The following is a 13140-nucleotide window of genomic DNA, read 5'->3' as shown; positions in this document are numbered from 1 at the left end:
GCCTTTCGTCGGTGCCCCACCAGGAAGTACCGACGAAACGGTGCCCCGCGAGCGGTAGTTGCCGCGGGTCGCCTCCCCGGCCGTTGGGGCAACCCACCAACACGAACCGCTCGATCACCTCCCGCGGCAGCCAGCACTGCGCGTTCGGCGCCAAGCCCTGCCTGGCTCTGTCTGCGAGAACGAGCAGCATTTGTTCATGGGTTCGGGCGGCACCTGGCGCCGCGGAGCGAGTCGAACCGTTCACGGGTGTCGACAGCACCAGCGCCAGCGGGACCCCGTCTCGGATGCTGTTACGGAGAGACCTGCAGCTCGTGCGGCGTCTGTTCGCCACCTGCGTGAAGTCCGGAGCAGAGGAGCTCGAATGCCCGGAGGGCTGCCGAGGCGATGGAGTCGCGGGCGCGCGCGGGTGGCTCGCCGGACATGATGCGTCGTCGGAGCTCGCGCAGGGCTGCGCGGTGGGTGCCTGCGATGGCGCCCGCGAGGAGCGCCGAGAGCGGGTGGCCGGCATCGCCGGGTGCGTCCGCCGTGTTCGGCGGATGTTCGGTCAGAGCGGTCGCCAGAGCCGCCTCGATGCGGTCGCCGATCTCGCGTTCGCGAGCGCGCAGGGCCGGGCTGTCCTGGATGACCTGCCAGAACGCGGGCGCGCCGGGCTGGAGCCCGAGCATCGGATGGTCCTGCCGTAGGGCGGACAGCAGGTCGTCGCGGACGGCCGCGACCGGGCAGGTGCCCGGCGTTCGGTCGCGCACCAGGGCGGCGAGGTGGTTCTCGACTTCGGCCTGGCGGTCGAAGAGCAGGTCCTCCTTGGTGGGGAAGTAGTTGAACACGGTGTTGGTGGACACACCCGCGTGCCGTGCCACCTCCGCCACCGTGACCTGGTCGAAGCCGTGCTCCAGGAACAGTCCCAGGGCCGCGTCGGCGATCGCCGTCCGGGTCTGCTGCTTCTTGATCTCTCGAAGGCCCATGCGCCACATGATAGTGTCACCACAAATTTGGTGTGACACCAAGAATTATGGGGGCGAGCATGACCATGACCTTCGGCATCTATCCCGGCGGCATCCTGGGCGACGACCAGGGCATCATCCATCCGGTCCGCCCGGACGTGCCGGATCGCATCATCGAGGCCCTCGACGAACTGCAGGGCGACGTGGACACGCTGGCTGTGCGCGCCTACCGCTCGTTCGCCGCCGTCGAGACACCGCAGACGCAACCCACACCCGCCGCCCCACACACCTACCTCCAACGCGGCCGCACCCTGGACCTCGTACTGCAGTTCCGCGAGCCGTCCGGCGAGCTGGACGGGTGGCCGGAGTTCGTCCGCGAGGCAGTCCGGACCGGCGGACCGCAGCTGGCGTCGGTACAGATCTGCGAGGAACCCAACCTCAACCTCCCCTCCGTCGACGGCAGCACCCCCAACGTCCTGAACGCGCTCGTCCAAGGGGTCATCGCCGCCAAGCAGGAGGCCCGAGCCCTTGGCCACCGCGCGGCGGTCGGCTTCAACGCCGTGCCGTCCTTCGACCCGGCCGACACCTTCTGGGCCGGCCTCGGCGCCCTGGCCGACGCGCGCTTTCGGCAGAGCCTGGACTACGTCGGCCTGGACTTCTTCCCGGACGTGTTCCGGCCCGTCGCCGAAGACCAGCTGGCTGACGCGGTCACCGCGGTCCTCACCACGTTCCGCCGCACCAGCCTGCCGCAGGCCGGCATCCCGGACACCGTCCCGATCCGCGTGTGCGAGAACGGCTGGCCCACCGGCCCCGGCCGCACCGAGCAGCGACAGGCCGCCGCGCTCGACACCGTCATCCGAACCGTCGCCGACCTCGCCACAGACCTGAACATCAACGGCTACTCGCTCTTCGCCCTGCGGGACGCCGACAGCAACGCCGAAGGGCTCTTCCATCACTTCGGCCTCCTGCGCGACGACTACACCCCCAAGCCGGCCTTCGCGACCTATCGGCAACTCATCAAGGAACTGGGCAACCCGCCGGTCACGTCAGCCCGGTGACAGCGTGGCCGGTGGTAGAGGTCGCAGTGCTGTCGCTTCTCGTGAGCATCGAGCACCGCTTGGTGCGGGTGCCTCCCGAACCCGTGAACAGGCGCTGTCGAAACTCGTGAGCAGGACCACTCGGGGACCACTCGTGTCCCGTCTCAGGTGACTTGGCCGTCGCAGGTCACGGCCCTGGCTCCGGACCAGATCATTTGAGACGGGACAGTTGGCGCTCTCGAGTGAGAAACGATCACGTACAGCCTGGGAACACTCTCCGCTCAGCGCTTGCACAGGCCCTGATCGGGGCGTTTCGTCGGTGCCCCAGCAGGGTCGACCGACCGCCCGAGGCCGGTCAGTCTGACGAGATGTCGGGCTGGCCGGCCTCGTTGCCTTCCCGGAGGCCTCGGAGGCCTCGGAGGCCTCGGAGGCCCCGGAGATCCCGGGGGTCTCGAGGGCCGGTATGGCGGGTGCGCCTACTGCGGTCGGAAGATCCTGCGGACCACCCTGGCGGCGGTGTCGGCGGCGTCCTCCAGGGCCAGCAGGCGGCCCTCGGCCCAGTCCCGTACCGAGAGCCGGACGTACTGCCACCGGAGCCGTGATGCCGTGAGGACCGCCGGCACCGTCTTGGCCCGGCGCCGCCCCAGTGCGGGTGCGAACCGCGGAGGGGGCCGACGGCCGTACGGGAGCGGGAGGGCACGAGCTTCACGATCCCGGTGATTGGGTGGGGGATCGATGGACGTCCCCAAGTCTCGTGCTGGATCCGGCCGTTAACTGTATGAAGGGCCGGTCATTCAGTTGCAGCTCCCAGCATCTTCACAGTTGACTGTTTTTTAATAAGGAATTGCTCAGGCTTGAGCCCAATCCTGAGAGTTTCCTGGGAAGTTCGGACAAGCGTTCCCGATCCGGAGCTAACCCCACTTCCCGGAGGATCCCGTGCGACCCCGCTCGCTCGCTCTTGCCTCGGCACTCGCCGTCCTGCCGCTGACCGCGGCTTCCCTGGCTGCCACGACCGCCTACGCCGCGCCGGCGCCCCACGTCTCGGCGCCCCGGGTGGCACTGCCCAACACCGTGACCCCCGCGGTGGCGCACTCGCAGAAGCAGGGCGATGTCCCCGCCGCCCAGCAGATATCGGTGGCGGTCAGCCTCAAGCTGCGCAACACCGCGCAGCTCGACCGCTTCCTCGCGGCCGTCAACGACAAGCACTCTCCGCAGTACGGGCACTACCTGACCCCGGCTCAGTTCACCGAGCGCTTCGGCCCGACCCAGGCCGATGTCGCGCAGGTGCGCTCCTACCTGGAGGGCCAGGGCCTGAAGGTCGCCTCGGTCAGCGCCAACCGCCAGGTGGTGAACGCCAGCGGCACCAACGAGCAGATCGCCAAAGCCTTCGGCACGCACGAGAGCCGTTACGTCGACAAGCTGGAGAACAAGACCTTCTTCGCCAACGACGGTGCGGCGTCGGTGCCGGTCGCGCTGGCCAAGGTGGTCCAGGGCGTCTCCGGTCTGAACGACAAGACCGTGCGCACCACCCGCATGGCGAAGCCGAAGGCGGCGACCCCGCACGACACTCCGAGCGGAGTCGCTCCGGCGCAGTACAACGGCGCCTACAACCTCGACAAGCTGGGTGCCGACGGCAGCGGAACCACCGTCGCCCTCTGGGAGTTCGACGGCTACGACTCCAACAACCTGAAGGCCTACGACAGCCAGTACGGCCTGTCCGGCCCGGACGTCAGCACGGTCTCGGTGGACGGCGCCAACTACGACAGCTCCCCGGGCCAGGGCCAGGGCGAGGTCGAGCTGGACTCGGAGATCGTGCGCGGCGTCGCGCCCAAGGCCCAGCAGCTGGTCTACGAGGCCCCCAACAGCGACCAGGGCGAGATCGACATGGCGGCCCAGATCGTGTCGGAGAACAAGGTCTCGGTCATCTCCATCTCGTGGGGCTCCTGCGAGCCGGACACCACCGCGTCCTCGATGACCGCGGTCGACAACTCCTTCAAGCAGGCCGCCGCCCAGGGCATCAGCGTCTTCTCGGCCTCCGGTGACGACGGCTCGCGCGACTGCACCCGTTCCACCAGCGGCTCCTCCGTCCAGGCGGTCGACTTCCCGGCCTCGGACCCGTACGTCACCGGCGTCGGCGGCACCAACCTCAGCGTGAACGACGACAACAGCTACTCCTCGGAGAGCGCCTGGAGCACCGCAGGCGGTGGCGTCTCCACCCAGTTCGCCCAGCCGAGCTGGCAGAGCGGCACCGGTGTCGGCGGCGGCAAGCGCACCGTCCCGGACGTCTCCTCCAACGCCGACCCGAACAGCGGCTTCGCCGTCTACACCGCGGGCGGCTGGCAGGTCATCGGCGGTACCTCCGCCGCGGCCCCGCTCTGGGCCGGCTACGCCTCGCTGTTCAACCAGAAGGCCACCGCGGCCGGCCAGTCGGCACTCGGTGAGGTGAACCCCAAGCTGTACTCGATCGCGGGCGGCAGCAACTACGGCTCTGCCTTCCACGACGTCACCACCGGCGCCAACCAGGACTTCTCCGCCGGCACCGGCTACGACCAGGTCACCGGCTGGGGCTCCCCGGCCGCCGACGGCCTGACCAACGCCCTGCTCGGCGGCGGTCAGTCCTCGTCGAGCGACGAGTAACCGCACCTGCACCCGGCGACCGCCGGTACGGGGTTCCCACCCCGTACCGGCGGTCGCGCTTTCCGGGCGGGCCAAAGGAACATCGGGTGGAGCGGGCTACCTTCTGTTATGGCGCCAGATGCGGCAAGAGCGAGATCATTGACGATCCGTTCAGTCGTGGGCAGAAGTACGATCGGGACGAAGCGATGCGGTAGACGGACGAGGACAACCAGCGCTGTCCCAACCGGATAGACGACCTCTGGCTGAAGCTGGGGAGTCCGGTGATCTGGCCCTCGCAGCAGCCGCCGGGCAAGCCCCCTGAGTACGGAGATCGAGGACACGCAGTGGAGCGGAACCCACAGAACCCGTCGGCCCCCAGCGGCGCGGACCGCCGGGCCTTGCCGGAAGGCGCACAGGCGCCGATGGCCGAGTGGCTCGAATCGGTGTTCGGTGAGGGCTCGTTGTGGCGTCCGGACGAGTCCGAACTGCCGGCGGAGCTGACCCATCGGGAGTCCAGGGAGTTCCTCACCACGGTCGGATTCCCCCTCGTCGACATCACCAGGATCGGGCTCGAATCGCTCTTCCTGCCGGAGGAGGGCATCTGGGCGGCCGACGCGGACGAGCTCTTCGGCAGGAGGTATCCGGACGACGACACCCCGCCGGTCAACTTCTGTTTCAAACTGGTCGAAGGCCACGAGTACCACTTCATGCTGGACGCCACGACGGGGGTGATCGAGCTCTACCACCCGGACGGCTGGGACCACGCAATGGGCTACGCGGGGCGGGTCGCGCCGTCCGTTCAGACCCTGGCCACGACCCTGGCGCTTGCCTCGCTCACCGTGGACGAAGTGGACGAGAGCGGCTGGGAACCGGCCGTCGACCGGCTGGAGGGCTGGCTCGATCAGCTGGGCGTCCTGGCGGAGAAGCCCGGGTTCTGGCACGACGTGTTCGAGTACATCGAGGACCCGGACTGATAGCTCGATACATCGAGGAGACCGACCGCGTGCCGGGAACTTTGACCGAGTGTCGGTGCCCCTGACCAGGCGGCTCGGCCGGCCTGTCGGCCCGGGCCCGGTGGCCCCGGCTGGTGATCACGGTGCCGGGGGCTTCGATGCAGCGGGCGGCCTGGTGGTTCCGGAGGTTGGGGACCACCTCTACACCCTCGGTGAGTGGCGGGCGTCGGACAACGGCCGAGGAGGCACGGGGCGTGGCCGTGTCCAAGGCATGGTGGGGGCCGATGGGCTTTACCTGAGCGGCTGCTGGGCGTCGAGCGGTCGGGGCGATAGGGTGGCGAACACCATTTCAGGTGATGAATGCTTAGATTTTGATCATTTGAGAGTGTTCAGTGAGCAGCCTTGGGGGAGGCGGCAGGTTTGGCCGGCGGCGAGTTCAATCTGAATCCATGGGAACTGCAGGGTGAGGGGCGGGAGTTCGAGAGCCTCGCCGAGGAGTTCGGCAAGGCGACGGACAGTCTGAGCAAGGGTCTTGAGGCTCTCAAGGAGCCCTGGGGTGACGATGACATCGGCCAGTACTTCGGGACCGTCTACACGGGAGCGCGTGACGGGATCATCGACTCCATGAACCACCTCGCGGAGCAGCTCGGGAAGATCGGCGGGGGACTGCAGAGCATGGCCGCCTCGGCTGATCGGACCGACGACGAAGTGGGCACGGGGATGGACCGGTTGGACAGCCGGCAGCAGGAGATCGGCGATCGGATCGGCCGCTTGGACCGGCCGCGTCTCTGACGTTGCGTGGGCACCCGACTGTCGCGGGTGCCTGCGCAGGGGTGAGCGCCATGCGCGCTAGCCGAATCGATTCTTCGCGAACGGGGGAGGTTTTCGCGTGTCCATCATGCTGCCGAGCGAGCTCGAATGGGTCCTGCAGATCCTGGGCTACAACTGGCCTCACGCCGACGAGGACAAACTGCGGGAAGCGGCGCAGGTCTGGCGTGAGTTCGGCCAGGAGATCGACCGGATCCGCGAGCGCGGCAGCAGCTCGGCGCAGCGTGTCACCAGCGACAACTCGGGCGAGGCGATCGACGGCTTCGCCGAGATGTGGCGCAGGTTCGACGGCGGTGGCGGCTACCTCCACGAAGCCAAGGAGGCCGCCGAGCTGATGGCCTTCGCCCTTGAGGCCGCGGCGATCGCGGCCGAGGTCGCCAAGCTCGCGGTGATCGCGCAGCTCGTCATGCTGGCGGTCGAGATCATCTCGGCCCAGGCCGCGGCACCGTTCAGCTTCGGTCTGTCGGAGGTCGGCGCGCTGGGGGCCACGCAGGCGACCAGGCTCATCGTCAGAAGAATCCTGACGGAGCTGCGCCACAAGCTGGTCGAGACGCTGAAGCAGACCCTGAAGCAGTCGGCGATCCAGGCCCTGGAAGCCATGGTCAGTGACTTCATCAAGCAGGGCGTCAAGATGGAGTTCGGGGCCCAGCAGGGCTTCAACGTCGGTGAGTTGGCCAAGACCGGCGTCGACTCGGTGAAGCAGAGCGTCAAGGACCTGCCCAACAGCCTCGCGACGGGCCTGCGGGACAACGTCGCCTCCGGCATGGCGGGCGCGGCCAAGCACCGGGCGACGGGTGGCGGCTCCCACGAGTCCTCCTCGGCCCAGGTACCTCACGAGTCCCACAAGTCGGGCTTGCCGCAGGGGTCCCACGAGCCATCGGGCTCTCACGAGGCGGGATCGTCCGGCTCACATGAGTCAGGTGGGCCGGACGCGCCTGGCGGTGGCGGCAGCAGTGGCCGTGGCGGATCCTCCGCCGGGGCCAGTACCCGGTCCGACGGCGTGAGCGGTGGCGGAGGCGGCTCCCACGAGAGCGGACAGCACGCCGGTGGGGGCTCCTCGGGTGCACACGACAGCGCCTTCGGTACGGGTTCCGGCAGCGGAACCGACCACGCTGGCGGCGCCTCGCGCCCTCGTACGGACCGGGGCCCGGCACTGGACCCGTTCGGTACCCGGCTCACCGGTGACGGTGACAGCGGCCCGGCCGCTTCGCACCACGACGAGGCCGGTACCCGGCCGACCCGGACGAGCGAGGCGCCCTCACCGGCCCCGGCGCGCCCGAGCGAGCCGGTGGGGCACGGTGCCGGGCCGGCGGAGCAGGCCGGCAACGCCGGAGGACCCGCCACCAACGTCAACCACTCGGACACCCCGGCACACGGCACGTCGGAGCAGCCGTCGACCTCCGGTCGGCCTACCGAGGGACCCAGCCACGGGGACACGCCTGCGGAGCACGGCGGCTCCGGACCTTCGTCGGCGCATCCGTCCGCGTCCTCGTCCACGCCGAGTCAGGGTCAGGTGCCCTCAGGACACGCCGGTTCGGAGCCTGCTCCGGCGCCCGGGCACCACGGCGAGGCGCCAGCGCAGCACGGCGAGGCGCCCGGGCACGCGGGGTCGGAGCAGTCGTCCTCGCCAGCGCATCACGGAGGCGAACCCCAGCGCTCAGGGCCGGAGCACCCGTCCGCGCCCGCGCACCACGGGGACGAACCCGCCCGCCATGCCGCACCGGCCGAGCGCGGCGGCTCGGCGCCGTCCCCGGCCATGGGCCACCACACGGACGCACCGGCGCACAGCACCGAACCGCCCGCCCAGCACCCGGGCGGTGGTCAGACCTCCACCCCGGGCCATGAACACACCGGTGCGCAGCGGCAGGACGAGTCGGGCCGGCACACGTCCGACCAGGCCGCCGACCCGCGCCGCATATCCGCCTCCGAGCCGGGCCACGCCGGGGCCGGGCCGGAGAACCCCGCAGCTCCCGCACGTGGACACGCCGTACCGGAGCATTCGGCCGACGGCTCTGGCACGCCCACGCAGTCGGGCGCCGCGCCGCGGTCCGCCCACCCCGGAGGCGTGCCCCTCGGGCCCGTACGCCCGCACGGGGGCGCCGAGGAGCCGGCAACCCGTCCGGGCGGTATGCCGGGCTCCGAACGGCCCGACGGCCCGCACGAGGGCGGACCGGCCCATCTGGAGGCGGACTCCGCGGGCAGCACGACCCTGCCCCGCCCGTCCGTCGCCGAACCGCCGGCCGCCCACGGCCCGGACGGCCCGGACGGCCCAGCGTCCCGCTCGGACGTGTCCGCGTCCCCGACCGGGGCCCCCGGCATGCCGTCGATGGCCGCTCCGGTCGGTGGTGGCACCGGTGGAGCCGCGCACGCCGGTACGACGGGTGGTGCGGGCCGGACCTCGGCACCGACCGCCACAGGCCCGGTTCGCTCGTCCCACGCCCCGTCAGCCGAGCCGCCGTCGACCGCTCGCCGTCCGGAAGCGACGGGCGGCAGTCGGCCGCAGGAGCCCGTGCGCCTCGGCCAGAGCCGTCCCAGCCGTCCTGCGGCAGCGGCCGACCAGGCCCCTTCGGCACACCGTCCCGCGGAGCCCCGGCCCACCCGGCCTCCGGTGGAGACGGGCCCGGTGCGCCGACCGAGCGCGCCGTCCGCCGAACCGTCCGCGAACCGGCACCCGGCCGAGCCGAAGCCGAGCGGGCCCGCATCCACCAAGGCCCCTGCCGACAAGGCCGCTGGGCACACCGAGCCAGGCTCGCGCGCTCCGGAGCACTCCGTCCCGGGCCAGCACACGCCGGACCACCAAGCCTCCGAGCACCAAGCCTCCGAGCACCGGCCGGCCGACCACCGAGCCCCCGAGCACCACACCGCCGACGACAACACGGCAACGCAACACCACAACGAGGACGGCTCGACCGCGCACAACCCGCACGACTCGACGGACGGGCACCCGCTCCCGGAGCACCCCCTCTCCGAGAGCCGTCCGCACGACGTCCCCGGCGGGCTGGAGCGGGTCGACCCGCACCACCAGCAGGACTTGGAGAGCCGCGTCCCGCGCAACCCGGACGGCACCCCACAGCGCCACCCGGACCCGAACGGCGACTGGCCCGGCGCCATCAACGGGCCCGGCCACCGCGAGCCCGGCCGCAACAACAACTGCCTGGACGTCGCACTCTCCACCGCCGACACCTACAACGGCCACCCCACCGCGGCAGCCGCCCGCAGTCACGACGGCACCCACGAGGGTGAGCACGGTGGCCGCGACCGCGCCGAGCAGCAGCTGGGCGCCAAGTTCCGCGACCTCGGCAACGGCGAACACGCCTACCGCAACCTGGAGGACCAGCTCCGCCGGGCCGGGCACGGCTCACAGGCCGTCATCATCACCCAGGACGCCCACGGCCGGGCCCACGCCTGGAACGTGGTCAACCACCACGGCAAGATCACCTATCTCGACAACCAGACCGGCGCCCGCAGCCCCCACCCCATCCACGACGGCGAACACGGCGTCTGGGCCATCCCCCTCGACGCCGACCGCCATCCGCTCCCGGCCCATCACGATCCTTCGGCTCAGCCGTCCGCGCACAACGCCGAACGTCATGCGCCTGCCGAGCCGGCTGGCCACCCGGTCCGAGGATCGGCCGAGTTCGACGAAAAACAGACCAAGGACCACCAGCACCTGGGGATGCTTCCCGAGGAGTCGCAAGTGGCTCTTCGCGACTCCGCTGAGCGTCACGTTTCACAGATGGATCTCGAGAAGGCCTATCACGCCCTCGACAACTGGGAACGCGATGGCGATCTGGGCAGGTTGCTCGATGAAGCGGCGCTGCGCGGCCGTGAAGCCGACCCGGAGCAAAACCACGTCCCTAGGGGCTTCTCGCACTCCGAACTCAAGAAGGCGCTGCCCGGATTCGAAAATATGCCCTCGGCTGAGCGATGTGCCGTTGTCGCCGTGCTCGGGCGTATGAGTCTGGGATTTCACCGTGGCAACGCCGTCAACCATGTCCTGGGCGATGCGGGCCACTACGTGGTCGATGCATCAGGGTTCAAGCCCGAGAAGGGTGACTCCTGGGGTGTGCACTACCACGCCCGTGCGGACATGCGTGGCGGCCTTGCCGGAAAGAAGCCCGATCCGGCTCGTGCAACGTTCGGTCACCTTGAGGAGACCTACGGCAAGAATCCTGAAGGGAAGTCCTACGCGCAGCACATGAGGGAGACGGACGGTCGGAATGAGCACCGCCCGGATTTCACGGGCCGCAACTTCGCCGTCCTGGAGGTGCACGACCCGGTGACGAACGAGACGCACTATGTCGTGGATTCATCGATTCCACAGGGGAATGCCAATCAGGATCACTCGGAGCCGCATGTCGGTGACTACTTCGACGCGGTGAACAGGCAGCGGGTCGAGGCTGGACTTCCTGAGCTGGAACCGGTTCACCTCTATACCGAACGCGAGCCGTGTGGCGCGACTTCCGGCTCTTTGACCAAGTCGGACTGCTCTCACTACATCGTCAGTTCGGAGTCTCTGTCGCACGTTCCGGTCAGCTACGGCACGGGATTCCGGAGGGGGCAGCTGGCATCGGATCCGGTGGGTGAGCCGCTTGGCAAGAGGAAGGTGCAGACGGAACTGTCCGCGCAGTTCAAGGATCACTTGTTTCGTATCGGGGACTTGTGGATGAGGGCTTCGGCCGGGCGTCAGGGAATTTCACTGGATACGGAGTCGTAGGCTGTGGCTATGACAGACGGCGAGGCACTGGACGGTTGGGGCAGCATCGATTGCACGGGGCTCAGCCTTGAGCAGGTGTCGGTTGCCGTTGGCGAGGCAGCGGCCGGCTGTTCAGGGGTGATGCTGGAGCACACCGAGTTGGCTGGACCGCTGATCAGCTCGGTCGAGCGGCAGCGCATCGGACGATGGGTGCAGACCGTAGCCAGGTCCCGTACGGCTGCACGCAAGCCGGTTGTGATCAGGGAGCCCGTGACGCAGCAAGCCGGAGTCTCGGAGCCGGTGCAGTCGGGGATGCCGGGGATTCCGGAGCAGCGGATGGAGCTGTTGCTCGCCGCAGCGGCGGCGTTGGAGGTTCCTCGGTCGCCACTCGAGGTGTGGCAGGCAGTGGCTGAGGCGCTGCTCGGATCGGCGGTATCCGAAGAGAGCCTTCGGGCGGATGCGGTGGACCAGCTCGACATGGTCGTTGACGAGGGGGCGGGGCTGTTCGGATTCCGGGATGTGATGCTCCACCGTGAAGCGCGTCGTCGCCACCCGCTGACCGCACTTCAGCAAGGGTATGTGTTCAAGGCCATGAGGAGGCTGCACGAGCGTCGGTCGTCGGAGGGCAGCCCGGTGGCGGCGTACCTGTCGGAGGCGTGGCCGGTCCATGCCGCGCTGGCGGGTGAGCTCGACCGTTGCCTGGAAGATCCCGACTTCCTGGTGACGGTCGGGTGGTACGGGCTCGGTCTGGGGCTGGCCCTTGCCCACCCGGACGGTGTTCCCCTGGGAGGAGTGGCCGGGGTGGTGCACTATCTCCTCGGCCGACATGTGGGTCCGGCGAGTCGGGCGGAATGGCTGAGCTGGTTGCACCACGGGCTGATGAGCCGGGGTATGACCGATCTCGCCGACGCGCTCGCGGCCCGGACCGACCTGCTCTGGCGGACGGTCTGGTCGCACTGGCACTGGCCCGGTGTGGTGAGTCCAGGTGTCGAGGTGTGGCCCGGTGGGCGGCTCGGCGTCGTCCGGTGGGGTGCGGGCACGGCGGTCGCCTGCTGGGCCGATCCGTCTGACTGGCCCGATCGCGAGGACCTCGGCGAAGAGGAAGTGGTGGCCGTCTGGGACATCGGGACCGGGGAGACGCTGCAAGGTCCGGTGCCGTCGGATCAGTCGCAGGCGGGACCGCAGATCCGGAACGAACGCGGGGTGGTCGAGGCCCATGTCCGACGCGGGCGATGGTTCGACACCGCGGAACAGGCACCACTGACGAGTCTGCCCGGGCCGATCAGTCTGGTGACCGACGCGGTCCGCTGCCCGGAACCGGAGGGTGACACGGCCCTCTGGGTCTTCGTCGGCCGACTCGGCGTCTACGCGGCGCTGGTGAACGAGGCAGCGGCTGGCGCACTTCCGGCCATCCGCCGCAGTGCGGAGATCGAGCCGCTCACCAGGTGCGGCTGGTGGGCGCCACCGGAGCGGATCCCGCCGGGCGCCACGGTGACCCGGGAACTGCTGGAGGAGGCCTGGGCTTTCGGTCCGGACGCCTGCCGTACGGTCCCGCCGGAGCGGCTGCCCGAGAACATGGTCCACGCCTCCACCGTGCGGTTTCTCGCCGAGGTCGGTTGGCCCTGCACCGAACTTGCCGGCCTGCAGCCGGCCGACCTCGCACTGGACACGCTGCGGCCATGGGAGCACGGGCCCGGCTTCGTGGCCGGACTGGGAACCCTGTGGGGTAGGGCTCTGCTACTCGAGGGCAGCACCGGCCAGCTGCTCCTGAGCACTGACCAGGGGACGTCCGACGGCCCGCTGACACCGGTGGCCGGCAGCCTGAGCGCGCTGCTGCACATCCTCCTGCTGCATGACGCGGTGTCGGCCACTCCAGCGCTGGAAGGCGACAGCGATGCCTACGATCTGCAGGAGTCCATCAAGGGGTGGCTCCGGACGATTGATCCGGCGACAGCCGATCAAGGCTTCTGGGAGCTGGAGTTCGCGGAGATTTTCGGCAGCGACTACGAGTGAGGCACGACGGTGGCGCAGCCTGGGGGAGTGCGGGGTCGACAGAAAGCCTGATGACC

General features: G+C 69.7%; 8 protein-coding genes. 6 read left to right on the top strand and 2 right to left on the bottom strand.

Annotation, left to right across the window (positions count from 1 at the left end):
- Positions 1–290: 290 nt before the first annotated feature.
- Positions 291–962, bottom strand: a complete 672-nt coding sequence (locus ACZ5ON_RS32595; RefSeq protein WP_465600232.1) for a TetR/AcrR family transcriptional regulator — start codon at positions 960–962, stop codon at positions 291–293.
- A 59-nt stretch (positions 963–1021) separates the two neighbouring features.
- Between ACZ5ON_RS32595 and ACZ5ON_RS32590 the strand changes: the two genes are divergently transcribed.
- A complete protein-coding gene (locus ACZ5ON_RS32590; RefSeq protein WP_465600229.1) occupies positions 1022–1999 on the top strand; it encodes a hypothetical protein in 978 nt (325 codons plus the stop codon).
- Between the two features lie 455 nt (positions 2000–2454).
- On the opposite strand, the gene ACZ5ON_RS32585 is transcribed toward ACZ5ON_RS32590, so the two are convergent.
- Positions 2455–2601, bottom strand: coding sequence for a hypothetical protein (locus ACZ5ON_RS32585; RefSeq protein ID WP_465600226.1), 147 nt, complete (start codon positions 2599–2601; stop codon positions 2455–2457).
- 313 nt (positions 2602–2914) lie between these two features.
- Between ACZ5ON_RS32585 and ACZ5ON_RS32580 the strand changes: the two genes are divergently transcribed.
- From ACZ5ON_RS32580 to ACZ5ON_RS32560, 5 genes are all read left to right on the top strand, one after another.
- Positions 2915–4615: a S53 family peptidase gene (locus ACZ5ON_RS32580; protein WP_465600224.1), complete on the top strand. Its 1701-nt coding sequence runs from the start codon at positions 2915–2917 to the stop codon at positions 4613–4615.
- A 323-nt stretch (positions 4616–4938) separates the two neighbouring features.
- The gene (locus ACZ5ON_RS32575) at positions 4939–5568 is read left to right on the top strand and encodes an SUKH-4 family immunity protein (protein WP_465600221.1); all 630 of its coding nucleotides are present in this window, start codon (positions 4939–4941) and stop codon (positions 5566–5568) included.
- Positions 5569–5967: 399 nt separating this feature from the next.
- Positions 5968–6339 carry a hypothetical protein gene (locus tag ACZ5ON_RS32570; RefSeq protein ID WP_465600218.1) on the top strand — a complete coding sequence of 124 codons (372 nt, stop codon included), beginning with the start codon at positions 5968–5970 and terminating at the stop codon, positions 6337–6339.
- Positions 6340–6445: 106 nt separating this feature from the next.
- Complete coding sequence (locus ACZ5ON_RS32565) at positions 6446–11092, top strand: toxin glutamine deamidase domain-containing protein (protein ID WP_465600281.1); 4647 nt, start codon at positions 6446–6448, stop codon at positions 11090–11092.
- Positions 11093–11341: 249 nt separating this feature from the next.
- Positions 11342–13084, top strand: a complete 1743-nt coding sequence (locus ACZ5ON_RS32560) for an SUKH-4 family immunity protein (RefSeq protein ID WP_465600216.1) — start codon at positions 11342–11344, stop codon at positions 13082–13084.
- Positions 13085–13140 lie beyond the last annotated feature (56 nt).

The organism is Kitasatospora sp. NPDC032150, assembly GCF_055579945.1.
The sequence above is the reverse complement of the archived record's forward strand: the minus strand, read 5'-3'. Positions and strand labels throughout refer to the sequence as shown.